This is a genomic window from Pseudomonas sp. GW823-FHT03E05 (assembly GCF_058796855.1).
The window spans coordinates 574,214-592,026 of record NZ_JBXAJB010000001.1; the positions used below are offsets into that span (position 1 = coordinate 574,214).

At 64.6% G+C, this 17,813-nt stretch carries 13 protein-coding genes; all 13 read right to left on the reverse strand.

Translation table 11 applies throughout. The features are described 5' to 3' along the window. Nucleotides 1–8 precede the first annotated feature (8 nt). A complete protein-coding gene (locus AC1RCO_RS02630) occupies nt 9–1,205 on the reverse strand; it encodes an efflux RND transporter periplasmic adaptor subunit (RefSeq protein WP_019094356.1) in 1,197 nt (398 codons plus the stop codon). A gap of 12 nt (nt 1,206–1,217) precedes the next feature. Continuing rightward, nucleotides 1,218–2,966: an efflux transporter outer membrane subunit gene (locus tag AC1RCO_RS02635; RefSeq protein WP_492617341.1), complete on the reverse strand. Its 1,749-nt coding sequence runs from the start codon at nt 2,964–2,966 to the stop codon at nt 1,218–1,220. 246 nt (nt 2,967–3,212) lie between these two features. Beyond that, on the reverse strand, nt 3,213–3,662 hold the full coding sequence (locus AC1RCO_RS02640) for a PTS sugar transporter subunit IIA (protein ID WP_015636047.1): 450 nt from the start codon (nt 3,660–3,662) through the stop codon (nt 3,213–3,215). 252 nt (nt 3,663–3,914) lie between these two features. Beyond that, nucleotides 3,915–5,015, reverse strand: a complete 1,101-nt coding sequence (locus tag AC1RCO_RS02645) for a cytochrome-c peroxidase (protein ID WP_492617342.1) — start codon at nt 5,013–5,015, stop codon at nt 3,915–3,917. A gap of 1 nt (nt 5,016) precedes the next feature. Continuing rightward, nucleotides 5,017–7,812 carry a TonB-dependent receptor gene (locus tag AC1RCO_RS02650; protein ID WP_011061889.1) on the reverse strand — a complete coding sequence of 932 codons (2,796 nt, stop codon included), beginning with the start codon at nt 7,810–7,812 and terminating at the stop codon, nt 5,017–5,019. Nucleotides 7,813–7,931: 119 nt separating this feature from the next. After that, nucleotides 7,932–8,930, reverse strand: coding sequence for a FecR family protein (locus AC1RCO_RS02655; protein ID WP_492617343.1), 999 nt, complete (start codon nt 8,928–8,930; stop codon nt 7,932–7,934). Beyond that, the gene (locus AC1RCO_RS02660) at nt 8,923–9,441 is read right to left on the reverse strand and encodes a sigma-70 family RNA polymerase sigma factor (protein WP_011061887.1); all 519 of its coding nucleotides are present in this window, start codon (nt 9,439–9,441) and stop codon (nt 8,923–8,925) included. The genes AC1RCO_RS02655 and AC1RCO_RS02660 overlap by 8 nt, the downstream gene beginning before the upstream one ends. Before the next feature lie 423 nt (nt 9,442–9,864). Next, nucleotides 9,865–10,425, reverse strand: coding sequence for a flavin reductase family protein (locus tag AC1RCO_RS02665; RefSeq protein WP_123397346.1), 561 nt, complete (start codon nt 10,423–10,425; stop codon nt 9,865–9,867). Between the two features lie 24 nt (nt 10,426–10,449). Then, nucleotides 10,450–11,685 (reverse strand): cation:proton antiporter, encoded by a 1,236-nt coding sequence (locus AC1RCO_RS02670; protein WP_123397347.1) that lies wholly within the window; start codon nt 11,683–11,685, stop codon nt 10,450–10,452. A 154-nt stretch (nt 11,686–11,839) separates the two neighbouring features. Further along, the gene (gene prnD, locus AC1RCO_RS02675; RefSeq protein WP_492617344.1) at nt 11,840–12,931 is read right to left on the reverse strand and encodes an aminopyrrolnitrin oxygenase PrnD; all 1,092 of its coding nucleotides are present in this window, start codon (nt 12,929–12,931) and stop codon (nt 11,840–11,842) included. A gap of 24 nt (nt 12,932–12,955) precedes the next feature. Further along, nucleotides 12,956–14,659 carry a monodechloroaminopyrrolnitrin halogenase PrnC gene (gene prnC, locus AC1RCO_RS02680; protein ID WP_011061883.1) on the reverse strand — a complete coding sequence of 568 codons (1,704 nt, stop codon included), beginning with the start codon at nt 14,657–14,659 and terminating at the stop codon, nt 12,956–12,958. 42 nt (nt 14,660–14,701) lie between these two features. Continuing rightward, the gene (prnB, locus tag AC1RCO_RS02685; RefSeq protein WP_053159249.1) at nt 14,702–15,787 is read right to left on the reverse strand and encodes a monodechloroaminopyrrolnitrin synthase PrnB; all 1,086 of its coding nucleotides are present in this window, start codon (nt 15,785–15,787) and stop codon (nt 14,702–14,704) included. Then, nucleotides 15,787–17,400, reverse strand: coding sequence for a tryptophan 7-halogenase PrnA (gene prnA, locus AC1RCO_RS02690; protein WP_065364320.1), 1,614 nt, complete (start codon nt 17,398–17,400; stop codon nt 15,787–15,789). The genes prnB and prnA overlap by 1 nt, the downstream gene beginning before the upstream one ends. Nucleotides 17,401–17,813: the final 413 nt, after the last annotated feature.

A 17,813-nucleotide genomic window follows, 5' to 3' on the forward strand; every position in this document is an offset into this window, starting at 1 on the left:
GGCGGGCCCTAGTGCTCTTGCGGCGTCGGCGAAGGATCGTTGCGCGGCGCGTGGCTGTTGTCGACTTTCACCGGCGAGCCGTTCTTGAGTTTCATCTGGCCGCTGGTGATCACCAGGTCGCCTTCCTTGACCCCTGACAGCACCGCCACCTGGTCGCCACGGTTGGGGCCGGTTTCGATGAAGGTCTGCTGCGCGGTGAGCACTGCGTCGCCCTGGTCGTTGTTCTTCTGGCTGGCGATGAACACCGTGGTGCCGTAGGGGTTATAGGTGACCGCGGTCTGGGGCAGGGTCAGGTAACGCTGGGTGCCGCCGGAGGCCACCACGGCCCGGGCGAACATGCCGGGCACCAGGCTGCGCTTGGGGTTGTCGATGGTGGCTTCCACTGTGACGTTGCGGGTGTTGGGGTCGAACTGGGTGTCGATGGAGCTGACCCGGCCGGTGAACGTCTGTTTGGGCAGGCCGTCGGCGCTGACCGTGACGCTCTGGCCCAGGGCCACCTGCTGCACCTGGGCCTGGGGCACGTTGAAGTCGATGTAGATCGGGTCGAAGGTCTGCAGGTTGGCGATCTTGTCCCCCGGGTTGAGGTATTGCCCGGGGTTGACCGCGGTGATGCCGATGCGCCCGGCAAAGGGCGCGCGGATGCTCTTCTTCGCCACCAGCGCGCGCTGCTGTTCGGCAGCGGCCAGCTTGGCCTTGAGGTCGGCTTCGTCGGCCTCGACCAGGGCCTGGGACACCGCGCTCACCTTCAGTTGCGCCCGGTCGCGCTTGAGCACCGTGCCGGCCAGGGCCGCGGTGGCTTCCAGGGAGTGCAGCTGGGCGATGTCGGAGTCGGCATTCAACTGCACCAGCAGGTCGCCGGCGGCCACTTCCTGGCCGGGCTTGAAGCCGATGCTGCGCACGATGCCGCCGACCTCGGTGGTCACGTCCACCCCGCGCACGGTCTTCATCGAGCCCACCGCGGAGACGCTGGGCTGCCACTCTTCGTACTGGGCCTTGAGGGCGGTAACCACCGCGGGCGGCAGGGGCACCTTGGCCTGGGCGATCAGCTTGGAGATCTGCGCGAACTTGACCCCGCCGATCACCGCGACGATCAGCAGCACCACGCCGAGCATGATCAGCATCGGCCGCAGCAGCCGGCGCTTGCGCGGCGCCTGGGGGGCCGCGCCGGGGTGCGCAGGGGAGGGGCTGGAGTGGACATCGGCCATGGCGGATCTCACTTAAGGCAAGGGTGCAGGTCGAGTGGACGGCGCGGCGGCTGCCGGCCCCTGGAGCCGGCCCGGCTGGCCGGCTTGAGCCTGTTCGCGGTGCTGGGCCGCGGGCGGCGGGTACATCTCCTTGAGCGACGGCCAGCCGAAACGATCGGGGCTGCCGAGGCTGTCGGGGTCGACATCCTGGCGCTGCCACCAGCCGCCCCCCAGGGCCTGGAACAGCGCCGTGGTGTCGCTGTAGCGGGCGGCCTGGGCCCGCACCCGGCTGACAATCGCGTTCTGGTAGGTCTGCTGCGCGGTCAGCAGGTTCAGGTAGCCCACCGCGCCCAGGCGGTACTGGGCCTGGGCCAGGTCCAGGCTCTGGCGCGCGGCGGTCTCGGCCAGCACTTGCTGTTGCAGGGCCTCGGCGTCGGCCTGCAGGGCACGCAGGGCATTGGCTACGTCCTGGAAGGCGGTGATCACCGTGCCGCGATAGCGCGCTGCGGCCTGCTCATAGGCGGCCACCGCGGCGCGCTTGCGATGCTCCAGGGCGCCGGCGTCGAACAGCGGCTGGGCGATGGAGCCGGCCAGGCTCCAGACCCCGGTGCCGGAGGAAAACAGTTTGGTGCCCGCCAGCGCCGTGGAGCCCAGGGAACCGGTAATGCTGAACTGCGGCAACTGGTTGGCGATGGCCACGCCGATATCGGCGCTGGCCTGATGCAACTGGGCCTCGGCGGAACGCACGTCGGGCCGCTGCTCGACGATGGCCGAAGGCAGGCTCAGGGGCAGTTCCTCGGGCAGGTGCAGGGAGGCCAGCTGGAAGTGTTCGCCACGGTCCTGGCTGGGGAAGCGACCCAGGTAGGCCTGCAACTGGTTGCGGGCCTGGGCCAGCTGTTTCTGCAAGGGCGGCAGGGTGGCGCGGGTCTGGGCCAGGGTCGCTTGCTGGGTCAGCAGATCGCTGTCGCCGATGGCACCCAGTCGACGCTGGGCCTGCAGCAGGTCGAGCTGGTCGCTCTGCAGGCGAATCACGGTTTCGGTGGCGGCGATCTGGTCACGGATCGAGGCCAGGCTGATGGCGGTGTTCACCAGGTTGGCGGTGAGGGTCAGGTAGGTCGCCTCCAGCTGGTAGCGCTGGTAGTCGGCCTGGGCACCGCTGGCCTCGATCTGCCGGCGGGTACCGCCAAACACGTCGGGGGCGTAGGACACACTCAGGGACGCCGAGTTGACCGTGAAGATCTGCGCCGCAGAGCCCCCGGCCGCTGCCGCACCGCCGCTGGAGCCCAGGGCGCTGGCGGCGGACACCTTCTCGCGGGTTTTCGAGGCCGAGGCGCTGAGGGAGGGAAACAGCGACGCCTGTTCGGCGTACAGCAGTTCATTGGCCTGGCGCAGCGCGGCCTGGGCGGCGTCGATATCCGGGTTGGCCTGCAGCGCTTCCTGCACCAGGGCATCGAGTTGCGGCGAGCGGAACAGCGTCCACCACTGCCCGGGAATGTCCATGCCGTTCACCAGTCGCTGCGCCGCGCCACCGGCGGCGGTCCCCGCCGTGACAGTGCCGGGCGGCAGGGGCGTGGCGCTGTAGCCGGCGTCCCGGCTCAGTTCCGGGCGGCTGAAATCCGGCCCCACGGCGCAGCTGGCGAGGGCTGCGATGCAGATCAGGTTCAGGGACGAGCGGGCAAGCGACAGAAGAGACAGGTGCCCAGAGGATTTTCGACCGGTACCTTCGTCCCTGTGAGGACGCCGGCCGCCAGTGGCTACAGGCAGCAGCTGTGGCTTGTTCATATTCTCTCTAATTGAGCAATCAGTGAGTGAGTTCAACAGGAATATGGAGAGCGGCGCGACGGCAGGGCAGGCACCCCCTCAAGCGCTCGGCTGCGCGAGGTGTAATGAACGTTAATGGATGAGTCGGCTAACCGCCAATAGATGAAATCTTGTGCCGGAAGGTGATCGGTGGGGCTTGAGCTATCCCATTTGCCGCGGGGGAGCGGCAAATGGGTATTGCGTGCTGGAGCAGGTGTCTGGGTCAAGCTACCAGTGATCGAACAGCTGTTTGACCTGCATCGGTGCAGTACAGCGCAGCAGGGCCTGGCGAAACCGCGGGTTGGTAAACAGCCGGGCGGTGTCGGCCAGCAGGTCCAGGTGCTGCTGATCGGCGGGAGCGGGCACCAGCAGCACCAGGATATCGCTGACCGGCTGCTGGTCCGGGGCGGCAAAGGCCATGGCGGTCTGCGGCCGCAGGTACAACGCATGAATGCGATCGAGCTCGGCGAGCCGCGCGTGGGGCACCGCGACCCCTTCACCGATGGCGGTACTGGCGGCCAGCTCCCGGCGCCACAGGCTGGCGGCCACCCAATCCGCCGGCAGTTGCCGGGTCTCTTGCAGGTGCTGGCCGACCTGCTCGAACAGGCGCTGCTTGTTCGTGACATTGACCGCCAGGAGGATGTCTTCGACCTGCAGATAGCGGGCGACTTTGCTCATGGGCTTCTCCGGGAGCTTCAGGCTTGGCTTGCAGGCTATTGAAGCGCATTTGCCAGGTGCCGGGAGGGGCGGGCGGGCAGACTTTACGAACTCTTTAGATCGCCAGCCGCCGGCCCGCTGCCGCCAGGCGCCTGTTGCCCAGCGCCTCGAAGTCTGGCTCGACAGCGGTATCCGCAGCGGGCAGGAGGTGATCAAGTCCCTGGCGCTGGCCCTGTGTGGGCACACCGATGTGCAGCCGCCGCGGCCAACCTCTCATAGGGCCTCCAGGAAAGCCTTCAGTGCCTTCAGTTCGGTCCGGTCCAGCTCCAATACCTTCAATTGCGCCGACGTCACGGGAAACAGCGGGTCTTGCAGCTGCCCCTCCTTGGGTTCGGGCCTGGGCATGCCTGCGTTGTAGAACAACAGCACCTGATCGAGGCTGCTGGCCAGCCCGTTGTGAAACCAGGGGCCGGTATGGCTCACCAGCCGCAGTGAAGGTGTGCGCATGCGCCCGACATCCTGCGCCAGCCCGGTGACTTCATAGCGCCCGAGGTCCTCGCGCAGGCGCCCATAGAAGGTCAGGCCTACATTGTGGAAGCGGTCGTCCTGCATCCCCGGGCCGAAGTGGCAGTTCATGCAGCGTGCCTTGGTGCGAAACAGGTGCAGCCCCTGCAATTGCTGGTCGCTGAGCGCCTTCGCCTGCCCCCGTAGAAAACGCTCGAAGGGGGTGCGTTGGGCAACCCGCAGCAGGCCACGCTGATAAGTCGCCAATGCCGCCGCCACTTGCTCGGCACCCAGCGCCTGTCCGGGAAATACCTGGGCGAACTGTGCCGGGTAGTCCGTGGTGTCACGCAGCCGGGCCACCAGTTCCGCGACACTGAAGGCCATCTCCTTGGGGTCGACGACCGGCATCAGGGCCTGCATCTCCAGGCTGTCGGCGCGCCCGTCCCAGAACAGCTTCTTGGCCAGGCCGCTGGCCACCAGGCTCGGTGCATTGCGCCGGCCCGCGGCACGGTCATGCCCGAACGAAACCCGACGCCCATCGGCGAACCCCAGGTCCGGTTCATGGCAGGAGGCGCAGGCAATCTGCCCCGAACGCGACAGGCGCGGGTCGAAGAACAGCCGGCGGCCCAGATCGGCCTTCTGCTGCGTGTAGGGGTTGTACGCCGGGGACGGCGCCCGCTCGGGCAAGGGGCCCAGCTCTTGCCAGGCCACGCCGGCATCCACCTGCGGCGCCGGCCACTGCGCGGGGGGCCGGCTGTACAACTCGCGCAGGCAAGACGGTTCGCTCGTGGCGCAGGCCAGCACGTGCTGCGGGCCAATCACCAGCACCATGCCGAGCATGACCTGCAGGCTCTTCAGGGACCGGCGCATTTCAGAACGCGTATCCGACTTCGAGCCAGTACTGGCGGCCCACCTCATAGGTCGAGACCGAGTTGCTGTTGACCGTCTGGTTGGCATTGACCGACTTCTTGTCGAGCACGTTGAACACGTCGACATTGATGAACACGTTCTGGTCCCTGGCGGTGGGAATACGCCAGCCCAGGCGCGTGTCCCAGGTCAGCGCCGCCTGGAATTTCTGTTCCTCCCAGACATCCACCGAGGTGCCCATGTAGTCCACATTGCGCCCCGTGTCGCCAATGCGCTTGTAGCCGGCGCGGTAGCGCCAGAAGTTGCTCCACTGCAGATTGGCCTGGGGGATCTCGGTGATGGTCGTCAGGCGGGCCGTCCAGGGCCGGTTGAAGTTGCTGGCCGGGCGGTCGTCATAATTGATGAAGCTGCCCTGGTACTGGATGACGCTGTTCTGGTAGTACAGGTTCTCGGCGGCGACGTAGGTCGGTGCGGAGGCCTTGCTGTCGGTCCAGTTGAGCGCCAGTTGCCCGCCGGTCTGGGTGCCCAGCAGTGTCCAGCGCTGCAACGGTGTCACCGTCAGGGTGTAGGTGTCGGTCTCGCTCTTGCCGTCGTTGGTGTAGGTGGTGTAGTTGCTCGCCAGCGTCGGGTCCGTGGAGGGCTCGCCCAAGGTCTTGCCGGACACCTGAACCACCTGGTCGCGCCCCTTGCGATTGACATACTTGAGGGCATATTCGACCCCGGCCCATTGCTGCACCACGCCCAGCATCAGCTCGTCGTCGTAGGGGATGTCCAGCTGATTGAAGCGCACCTGGTTGGCCGCGTTGGATTTGACCACCCAGGGTTTGTCCAGGCTGTCGCGGGTTTCGTTGAAGCGCAGGCGGTTGCGCCCGTCCTGCAGCTGCCAGCTGCTGACGCTGCGCCCGTAGTAACGGTTGACGCCGGCATTGAGCAAGGTGGTGCGGTCACCGAACAGGTCATATTCCAGGGAGAAGCGCGGCGCCCAGGTGGTCTTGTCCATGTAGTCGTCGCTGTCCACGCGCACGCCCGGGCGCAAGGTCAGTTGGCCGAGGGTGATCTCGTCCTGCAGCCAGCTGCCCCAGGAGGTGGTGGTGAAGTCGAATTCGCCAGTGGCATAGCGGGTACGGCTTTTCATGTACTGGCCCGCCCAGCCGTTCAGGGTCTGGCCGATGTTGCAGGCGACGCTGTCGGTAACCCCGGCGCCGTTGGTGCAGGTGGTGGTGGCCGCGGGGGTGACATAGGTGCTGCTGTCGGTCAGGCGCTCGTAGCGCACGTACTGGCGGGAGAACTCCAGGCCGGTCTGCGGGCGGTGAGTCATGCCCAGCCAGTCGACGCTGCGCCAGTCGGCATTGAGCTTGTACTGCCAGGTACGTTGCTGCTGCTCGATATCACCCCAACCGCCTTCAAGGGTATTGGAGGTGGCCTTGTTGCCGATGCCCCAATCCTTGGTGGCCGACTTGCGCCAGGTCCAGTAATCGGCGGAGTCGGATTGGCGGCTCTGTTCCTGGCCGCTCCACGCCAGGTTCTGTTCGACGCGCGCCAGGTCGCCATCCCAGACGGTGCGCAGGTTCACTTGGGTGCCGCCGGCCTTGTTGTCATAACCCGAGTTGGCCACGTTGGCACGGAAGTAGTGACTCTCCTCGGGGGCATGGGTCACGCTGGTCTCAACAGTGAGTTGATCGCTGGCTTTCCATACCGACTTGAGGAAGTAGTTGTCGATGCGCCGTTGCTGCTTCTCCTCGTGAAAGCCCATCTCCTCGACATTGTTGTAGGAGTAGAAACCCAGGGGGATGGTCGAGCGCTTCTGGCTGAAGCTGCCAAGCAGGCCGAAATTGTCGGTCAGGTGGCCCTGCAGCGTGCCACGAACGGTGACCTTGTCGAACTTGGGCTGCTCGTCGGGAGAGCCCGAGTTTTCCATGCGTTGTTCTTCGCTTTCGTCGACGTGATATTGGGTCCAGGCGGAGCGGGTGGTCTGCACCGAGAATTTGCCGTGCAGCGCCTGGGTCGGTGCACGGGTCTGTGCATCGATGACGCCACCGTTGAAGCCGCCATAGGCCGCTGGCACGTTGCTGTCCAGGACCGTGATGTTCTCCAGCAGGTCGGTGTCCAGTGCCAGGCCCTGGCTGCGCCCCGGTACCGCGTCCAGCAATTGCACCCGGTATTCGGCCGGATCGATGTCATTGTTCATGTTGATGCCATCGACCAGGAAGGCATTCTGGTAGAACTGCGCCCCGTTGATGCTGATGTTGGCCGGGCCGATTTCGCCAGGGGTCTTGCTGCTCAGCTGAGCGTCGTCGAACTGCACGTTGGGATGGCTGCGCAACAGGCTGGTGATGTCGCCATTGCCCGCCGGCATTGCTTCGATCGTCGCGCGGTCCACTCGGGTTTCACCCTGGGGCAGCGACAACTCGCCAGGCACCTTGGTATTGCCCAGGCGGACCGGGTCGGTACGCGGGCGAGTCGCCCGTTGTACCATCAGCGCGTCGTCACCGATGTAGATCCACTCCAGCTGGCTGCCTTTGAGCAGCTTCGCCAGCGCCTGCTCGGCGCTCAGTTCGCCCTGCACCGCCGGAGCGTTCAGGTTGAGCAGCAGTTGGCTCTCGACGCTGATCTGCAGGCCGGTCTGCTGTGCCAGCGCCATCAGCGCCGTGCTTAACGGCTGGCGTGCGATGTCGATGCTATGCCGTGTCCGATGGTCACTGGCCAAGGCCGGCAGGGACACCGCCAGCCCCACTGACAGCCACAACAGCCGCGCACTGCGTCGGCAACCCTGAAGTCCCTGTTGGGGGAAAATGGACATGCTCTGGTGAACTCCCCGTTCAGTGCGAACAATACGCACATGCTAATGAGAATAATTATGATTAACTCAGCGGGGCAATAAACGAACGGCGATCGAGAACTTCCAGAAAATTTTGAAATTTATTGTTTTGCCGGCACTTGCGGCTCTTTGCGGATCAGCGTGAGGTAGGGGCCCCATTGCCGCAGATGCCCACCCAACGGAGCGATCGCCAGTTGCAGTGCGCTGACTGGCGAGCGCAGGTTCAGCGAAGCGGTGATGCGCCGCTCGCCCAGAGCAGGGTCCGTCAATAGCAGTACACCGGGGTAATAGTCCTGCAGCGCTTCAACCACTTCGGAGAGTGGCCGGTCATTGACCAGCAACTGCCACTGGCGCCAGGGGGCAACCTGGCCAGGCAATAGCCGACCGCGCTGCGGCGGGCCCTGGTCCAGGCCAAGGCGAAGGCTATCGCCCGGGCCCAGGGCCGGCACCGCGAGTTCGCCGCGCCCATCGCGAACCTGGACAGCGCCGCTCTGTACGGCTACCACCACGGCGGTGCGGCTGAGGTCCACGTCGAACGCGGTCCCTATGACCCTGACCTTGACGTCCGCAGCCTGCACCGTGAACGGGCGCGAGGCATCGTGGCTGACCTCGAAGAACGCCTGCCCCCTGAGCAGGGTGACCGCCCGCGTACCCGGTTCGAAGTCCACTCGAATAGCGCTGTCGCTGCCCAGTTCAATACGGCTGCCGTCACTCAAGAGCACTTGTCGGTGCTCGCCGGCTGGGCTGGTATGGGCGGTCGGTGGTGTCGGCCCGGCCAGCAACAGCAGGCAGGCCGCCAGTGCAAGCGCCTTCATTGCCCGCCGCGGCCTGTTGCGCCGAGCCCGGAGCGGGGTGGGCAAAGGCTGGGGCACGGGTGGTTCCAGCGGCGCCAGGCCGCCACTGAGCAACCAGACTTTCTCGGCCTTGCGCCAGGCGACAGCATGGCGCTCGTCAGCGGCCAGCCAGCGCGCATGGGCCTGTTGCAGCAAGGCGTCATCCGGCGCCGCGTGGCATTGCAGCAGCCAATCCATCGCCGCCTGCCACACGGGGTCGTCCTTCAGTGAACCGGATACAGGTTGAGGCAAGGGGGTATCAGTCATCGGCCAGGTGCTCCGCACAGTGGGTCAGTGCGTCACGCACCAGCTGGTGCGCCAAGCTGGAGGAGATCTTCAGCTCAGCGGCAATTTCCTGGAAGGTCAGGTGTTGCAGGCGGTGCATGTGGAAGGCTCGGCGCGTGCGCTCCGGCAGCAGTGCCAGCGCATCTTGCAGCAGGCGCAACTGGTCGCTGTGCAGCGCCTGATGCTCCGGTGATGGCGTACTCGAGGGCAGCTCGTTCAGCAGATCGGCGCCATCGGGATGACGATTTTCCAGGGTCGAGCGCCGCAGCAGGTCAAAGGACAGGTTGCGCACGATGCGGTACAGGTAGCCCACCGGGTTGCTCGGCTGGGCGGCGCTATCGGCCTGGCCGCAGAAGCGCAGCCAGGCCTCCTGGACCACTTCTTCGGCTTGAGCCCGACAACCGACAATGGGCGCCGAATAGTCGACCAGCGCGGTACGGTGGGAAAGGTAGAGCTCGAGTTTATCACTGAGATAAGACACGGCGGCGATCATTCAAGGCGGGATCAGACGAGGGGGCGGGATTCTATCCTTGATTGCAAATGATTATCAAATGCATTTTGTGAGCCTCAATCAGCTGCGCCTGGGTAAGCCTTGCGCTGGGATGGCCAGGCTTCAAGGGCCTAAGGCATTCGAAAAAAACGTACTAAAAGGGCTTTTCCATTGGGCACAAACCCAATAGTGATTATTTATTTCCTGGCGTGGGTGTCGGATCGACTTCAGAGGAGGAGGAGGAGGAGGAGGAGGAGGAGGAGGAGGAGGAGGAGGGAAACTACAAATAGCTGTCGCGGGCGCTTGGCCGATCGGGCTGGTTGTTCGCTGGGGCGCTGCGCAGCGAGCCACTGAGGTCGAGCTGCTGCCACATCAAGGGGCACCTGGATCAGTGATCCTTCCCGGCAAAAGATCACATGAGCCGGGCTATTCGTGCTTGAGGACGCTTTCTGCTCTATTGCTCCCTAGACCCCGGTACTGGCCTGCATGGAAGACCAGCGGTTCTGCGCCGCTGTAGCGGTATTGTTCGATCTCGCCAATGAAGATCAGGTGGTCACCGCCCTCGTACTGGGTGACGTTGCGGCACACCAGCACTGCCACCACATCGTCCAGCACCGGGGCTCCCGACTTGCCATAGGAATGAGCTACACCGGCGAACTTGTCGGCTGCTGCCCGTGCGAACTGCTCCGACAGGTGGTGCTGGTGCGCGCCCAGTACGTTGATGGCGAAGTGGCTCGCCGAGCAAAAGGCCTTCAGGCTCGGTGCCGTGCGTGCCAGGCTCCAGAGCACCAGCGCCGGTGACAGCGACAGTGAGGAGAACGAGTTGGCCGTCACACCGACGTTGCGGCCGTCTGCGGTGCGGGTGGTGATCACGGTCACACCGGTAGCAAACTGCCCCAGCACGTTGCGCAGTTCACGGGCATCGCGGACATCGCGGCCCTCGGCATCGAGCAAATCGTGAACTTTGGTTTCGGTGGCAGCAATCATGGTGAGCTCTCCCCTCAAGCTGGCTCAGGCGGCCTGTTGGCTCATTGCGCGTGTTTGCATGCGCAGCGTGAATCGAACCAGCGGTGCGGTCAGCGCCGTCGTCACCAGCGCGAACACCACGAGGATCGTGTAGACCTTTGGCGGAAGAATCTGCATCTGCAGGCCGATTGACAGGACGATTAGCTCCATCAACCCGCGCGTATTCATCAACGAGCTCACCAGCATCGCATCGTGTGGCGCCAGCCCAGTGCCACGCGCGCCCAGATAGCTGCCGCCGAACTTGCCGATGAATCCGCCCACGAGGAATACCCCGCACCACATCCATGATGCCGCGTCGTCTATCGTGCCGACCGACGCATGCAGCCCCGCACACGCGAAGAACACCGGCATCAGTACAAGCTTGACGAAACCTTCGACGTTATCGCGCCACTCCTTCGCGACGCCGGGCACGCGCCGCACGAATAGCGCCGCCGCAAGTGCGCCAAATGCACTATGGAATCCGATCAGCGACGTCGCGAGTGCCGAGGCTATTACAAAGCAGAGCAACACGGCCAAGCGGTCGCGCGTCGCATGCGCAGTCGAGGCGAGCCGCGCAAGCACCGGTCGCACCACGAAGCGCACCAGGAGCGCGCATAGCACCAGGTACACGAGCAGGCTGACGAGCATGTGCGCAAATGCCCAGCCAGGCCCGCTCGATAGCGAGGCAATCGTTGCCAGCAGCATCCAGCCGAGCGCATCCGTCAGCATCGCGGCAGACATTGCGTGCTGTGCGCCGACCATGGCGCCGAGCGCCAGGTCGTCGATGATGCGCGCCATCACCGGCACCGCTGATACCGCAAGTGCGACACCGCAAAAGAGTATGTAGGGCAGCGCCGGCACGTCGCTGGCGAGCGTATCTTTCGAGACGATGGCGACGATCATGCCGATCGCGGCCGGCGCGATGAGCCCGCCCGCCGCGATCGCGACAGGTATGCGCCAGCGCTTGCCGCGCAGCGTCTCGCTCAACTCCATATGCAGACCGATCTGAAACATCAGCAGTATCAGGCCGACTTCGCCGACTTGCGCCATGGCTGACAGCGTACGTGGGCCGAACAACAGGTCGTAGAAACTCGGTGCGATCACGCCGAACAGCGAAGGCCCCAACAGCAGGCCGGCCGCGATCTCGCCGACCACCGCGCACTGGCCGAGCCGTTCGGCAAGGCGGCCGCAGAGGTTGCAGAGCGCGATCACCAGCACGAGTTGCAACAGCCAGATGGTCATGAATACCTCGCAAAGAGCGACACCGACACCAAGCGGGTGGCCGCGAGCCCAAGCGGGCCCGCCGCGCCGTACGCCGTGATCTCCGTGACGCAGCTCGAAAGGTTCGCAAGCGCCGGGCAGCGCGACGCGACCGCTACCGGCTCGGCCTCACGCATTACTGCTCACTCGCGACACGGTCGACCCAGCCGCGGTAGAACGCACGGTACTTGAGCACGAGCTTGTCGTACTTGCTGTACGCGCCGCCGCCGTCGGGCTTCATCCCGTTCCAGATTTTGACGTCGTACCCCGCTGCCTGTCTGGTCTGCAGCCCGAACAGCACGAAGTCGGTCGCACGGCGCAGGACGCCGCCCACCTTCTTGATCGAGATGAGCATGTGCATGATGTTCTTGCCGTCGCTCACCGGTGTCACACACTGGAGCAGTTTGTATTTGACGTCTGCGTCCAGGGCAACGGTCATGACGCACCCGCCGGGGTAGCCATCGAAGTGCAGGTTCATCTGCGACATGTTCAGGCCGAGCGCGCGCGACAGCATGCCGAGGGGGCCGAAGTAGCGGTTCACGTGGAAGTCGATCCCGGCACCGAACCACGCGCCCGCCCGGGCCAGCGACTCAACCTCCGGCCACCGGCTCCAGTCGTCGAAGAGCTTGAGCTCGAAGGCCGAGATCGGGAGCGCGTGCACGGGGGTTGCGTGCTGTGCGTCGTAGAAGTTCTCGACGATCCGCAAGACCGCCGTCGTCGTCTCGAACGCGAAGTGCAGGTGCATGAAGTCGCCGTTGTCGACGTCGGCTGCGGTGATTTCGGGCAGCGGGTGCAGCGGCTGCGGGGAGCCGTACCAGACCCACAAGTAGCCGTATCGCTCGGTGGTGACCAACGTCGGCTGGCGCGCCGCGCGTGGCACCGGCTCCAGCTGGCGCACCACCTCGCTGTGGCCGGGGATGTGAACGCACTTGCCTTGCTCGTCGTAGCGCCAGTGGTGAAACGGGCACTGGATGCACCCGTCCTTGATCCGCCCGTCAGCCAGGTTCGCGCCCAGGTGCGAGCAGTGGCGGTCCATCACCACGGCCTGCCCCGTCGCTGCGCGCCACGCCACGTACGGACGGCCAAAGAGCGTCAACTCCTTCGGCTTGTCCCTGAGGTCGTTCGAGCGCATCGCGACGTACCAGCTCGCGGCCACACGTGTGGTCGCGTCGTACGCCCCCGGGGGATGCTTCTTGACGTTCGCTTGATCCAATTGAATGTTGTTCATCGCGTGTGTGCCGTCCTTGGCCGACTACTTCTTCAGAGCCAAGCCGATGCGGGTGGTGATGTACGCCTTGAGCAGCGCGAACATCGGGTTGTAGTCGAAGTACTTCTTCACCTCTGCCGGCGCGCGGGTTTGCGTCCAGTACATCAGCTTCATCGCCGGTATCAGGCTGTACTTCGAGTTGTTGAGCTGCGGCTTGTCCCCGGTGATGCAGTACCCGAAGCCGAACATCGGCTTGGCGAAGTCTCGTTCGTCGATGAGGGCGTGAATCCGCAACGCGGCCTCCTCGGCCGACTTGTGCCCGGCGCTCACGGCCTCGACCTCGGCTTTGGCGTCGTTGAACAACTGGTAGTACTGCTCCATGTCCGCGCACAGGTACCCGAGGTACGGCGGGTCGTTGTCGAGGTGATCGAGGTCGCCCTCGTCGCGCGACGCGCGAAACCTCGCGTGGGCTTGCACCAGCCGGAACTGCCCGAGGATAGTGCCGACCGCCCACAGCCGGTGGAACGCGTCCCATAGGCGGAAGTCCGAGAACGCCGTGTAGCAGCAGCTGACGAAGTCGTCGTTGTGGTCCAAAAGCTTTTGCTGCAGGCGCTCGATGTACTCGAAGCGCTCGGGGGAGAAGTCGTCGTCGCGTAGCGCCTTGATGAGGCGCGCCGCGAGCGCGTGGATGGTCACCGCGGTGTTTTCGAGCCCCCGGGAGAAGAGCGGGTCGATGAACCCGTTCGCGTGCAGCATCAGGCAGTAGCGGTCGCCGACGCAGGCGTTCGACGAGAACTGCAGGCGGTCGGTCTTGACCCAGTCGCGCACTGGCACGGCGTCCCGGAACTGAGCGCCGATGCTCGGGAACCGCGCGAGGAACTCGTCGAATTCCTGCTGCGCGGGAATGTCGGTTTTCGGGTAGACACGCGGGTCGAGCTGCAGGCCGACGCTCACCAGGTTATTGGTCGAACGCGGGTGGTTGTTGAACGGAATCACCCAGAGCCAGCCGCCGGTGAACATGTGGTGCAAGGTTCCTTCGTGCCAGCGCCAGCGCTGCCCCTTGACCTTGAAGATGTCGTCGAACGGCTTGACCCCGAGCATGTGCGTGTAGAGGCTGCGCGAGTGCGTCTTGAAGCGACACGGCTCTTCGCGGAGCCCGAACTTGGTCGCCAGCGGCGCGCCGGGTCCTCCGCAGTCGATCATGTACCGGCCGGTGAACCGCTCGCCCTCGGCGGTGGTCACCGCGACGCCGTCCTTGTCCGCGTGATATTCGGTCACGCTCGTCTTCTGGCGGACCGTGCAGCCATATTTGATGGCCGCTTGCAACAGATAGGCGTCGACGTCCTGCCGGTAATAATGGCTCTCCGGCCCCCACGGCAGCTCGGGAATGACGCACTGGGTGAACTCCTTCGGGTCGTGCTCCTGGCCAGGTTTGTGGAACACGAAGCCGAAGTTGCGCTTGATGCCCGTGCTCGACGAAACGTAACGCTGCGTCGAGTAGAACGAGGTGATGTGGCCGAGCTCCGGAATGTCGTAGCGATCAGCGATGATGCGGTTCATGAGAGACGTTTCGGGGATCGACGATTCGCCGATCGTGAACCGCGGGTGCGACGACTGCTCGATGATCAGCACGCGAAACTGTTGTTTGGCCAGGATGGCCCCCATCTGGGTACCGGACATGCCCGAACCGAGGATGATTACGTCGAAGTGGTTGCTATCGTGTCCGTTCGCGGGGCTCTTCTGAGTCATGGGGGCAAACTCTCCTTGTGAAATAACACTGGGTCGCGCGCATCAGGATTCATCGAGCGCGGCGCGGATGCGGGACCGCGCGGCACAGGTGAGCGTGAGTAGGTCGCCGAGCATGCTGGGCGCGTAGCCCCCGCTGCCGGTTGTGGGGCCGCTGCGCCCGGCTTCGTATGCCCGCTCCGCCAATTTGAGGTGAGGCGCCCGGAAGCGCAGCAGGACCTTGAAGACCCGCTCGAGGGCTGTCAGCCCAGCCCGGACGTGCTCGCCCTGCGTACCCACCGCTCGCGCCTCGTCGAGCGCGCGGTCGATGAGCGCCGGCTCTGTGGCGAACCGAGCGTAGACCGCCCTGTACGCGGGAAGCACGTAGGGCAGGTACGTCTCTTTGAATTCTCGATAAGCTGGGTCGTCCGATTGCGAGCCCCACAGGACGTGCTCCAGCACGAAGAGGGGCATTTCTACGGCGCCGGGGCCGAGGTAGCTCTGGCCCCCGACTCGAATCGGTTCGTAGAAGGGGCGCAGCTCATCGTAGAAGACCTGGGGCGAGATGAAGCGGTACGCGTAGACGATCGATTCGACCATTTTCTGCAGGTAGGCTTCCAGCTCATCGCACCCTTGCGCGAATGCGGGCGAGCGCAGGGATACATCGGACAGCTCGACGGTCAACGCGATGGCCGCCTCGAGGGCCGCCATCGAGATGCGCACGCTCTCGAGCAGGTGCGCTTCGTCGGGCAGCCCGGTGTAGCTCCGCTGCGCATCGGCCGCCGCCGGGTTCCAGACCGTCACATGCAGGAGTGTCTCGCGCGGCGGCAAGTCGGTCACCCGTGCCAGGTCGAGCAGCACCCGTTCAAGCCCGGGCACCAGGTCCACGGGCTCATGTCCGTGCCGCTTGAGCGACCCCAGGAAGAAACCGATGTCCCGCATCGCGGCGGCGGCTTCGACGAAGCCCCAGCTGGAGGGCACGCCGCGCACCGGGAGGAATTCGCGCAGCAGGCCGACGATGCCGGGCACGTCCTTGTCACGGTTCAGGGCCGGCAGCTGCAGAACCAGCGCGCGCGCCTGCAGTGGATCGCAGGCCGCCACGGCAGCGTGCGTGGCCGCGAATGCGGATACCCGGTTCAAGGTGCGTTCCACTACTGGCGTTCCTGAGCCGCGAGCGTCGGCCCGTGCTGGTTGCGCGACAGCTGCGCGCCGTCACGCAGTGACCGCAGGTAGTCGTAGTTCGTCGGCAGGCTCGTGCGCAGGCGCTCGGCTTCGCGCCGGATGCTGGCGAACATCGCTTCGGCCTTCTGGATCGACTCCGGTCGGTGCTGCAGGAGCGGCAGCGACCGGTCGGGCAGCATGCCCAGGCCGGCAAAGATGCAGTAGTAGTTGCCGTTCAACCAGAAGTTCTTGAATTCGTAGTCGAAGGTCTCGTAGTACGTGGAATCGTCGAACGAGGTGGTGGTCAGTGGCAGCCCGGCCTTGTAGCGCTCAACCTTCTCCTGGATGGCGTCCGAGAGCCGCAGTTCGTGCCGGTTCGCGAGCCAGAACGGCGTGTCTTCGCGCGACGTAGTGAAATAGTGCGCCTGGACGAAGTCTCGGCAGTCGTCGAACATGTAGACGATCTCGGCGTTGAATGCGTCGCGCAACCGCGGGTCGAACGAGGTGTCGGGGAAGTGCTTCACGAGTTGGTAAAGCGCCGCGTAGATGAAGTAGATTCCCGTCGATTCCAGGGGCTCCAGAAAGCACGACGACAGCCCGATCGAGACGCAGTTGTTGACCCACGCCCGCTTGTTGCGCCCGACCCGGAACTTGATCTGGTTGAGCTGCTGATTGTCCGAGAGGCCCCAGAGTTTGAGGAAGTCGGCGGTGGCCTGATCGCGCGAGGTGAACTTGCTCGAGAAGACGTAGCCGCTGCCGAACCGGCCCAGCATCGGAATCTTCCAGGTCCATCCCGAGTTCATGGCAATCGCGGAGGTGTAAGGCTCGACCCCCTCGCGCGCGTCGTCGTTGGGCACGGCGCTGGCGACCGCGCTGTCGCACAGCAGGTAGTCGGACATGTCGATGAAGGGTTCCTTCAGGGCCTGATTGATCAGGAGCCCTCGCATGCCGGAGCAGTCGATGAACAGGTCCGCCTCCAGCGTCCGCCCTTCCTTGGTTAACAGGGTGGAGATGTAGCCGCGGTCGTTCAGTTGAACCTCCACGACCTCGTCGACCACGCGATTCACCCCGCGCTCGACGGCCCAGCGCTTCAAGAAGTCGGCCACCAGGTGCGCGTCGAAGTGCCACGCGTGGGACATCTGGCGGGTGCCGTCGGCCAGGCAGGGTGCCAGCTTGCCGTCGAGGGCCCCGGGCTGCGGATAGCACGCGTACGCCATCGGCTGCTGGAAGCCCTGTTCGTGCTTGCGCAGCCAGTAGTGGGTAAGCGGCACGCCGTCGCAGTTCGGCACGCTGCCGAACAAATGGTAGAAGTAATCTTCGCGCGATGGGTCGGGAGATTTTCTCCAGTTCACGAACTTGATCGCGGCCTTGAAGGCGCCGTTCACTTGGGGCATCCACTCCCGCTCCGGTATCCCGAGGAAGTCGAAGAACACCTTCTGCAAACTCGGGATGGTCGCCTCGCCCACGCCGATCCGGGGGATCGCCGCAGACTCGATGAGCGTGATGTTTACCTGCTGTTGGAGCGCCCGGACGAGGTACGAAGCGGCCATCCAGCCCGCGGTGCCGCCGCCCACGATGACGATATTCTTGATCGGCTTGTTCATAACACTCCCTGTTTCGAGGCGGGCTGTCTGTGAGGAGGGGAAGGCCGCCAGTCTCTGTGCATCCGTGCAAGAGGCACATCAATGTGCTTGTCGGATTTAGACTCTAGCCTGCCGGAAAAGCGATGCACCTTCCGTTTCCGAATTAGCATTCAAAAAAGCAAAGGCATTTGGTCTAAAGGAAAATATTGCGTAGGTTTTTTGCGCCTGATCAGTCGGCCGCTGAGGGGGGGGCTGAAGTTTGGGCATGCCTTCATCCGCTGCCGATCTTGAGAGAGGCGAGCCGCTCAAAAATGATCGGATCACTGACAGAGCCTGACGGCTTCCTTGTCCCGCTTGTGCTTACGGCCAATCCGTTGGCATGCAGTCGAAACGTCTTGATGGATGAGAAGCGACGCTTGCGGAGGTGGTTTTCC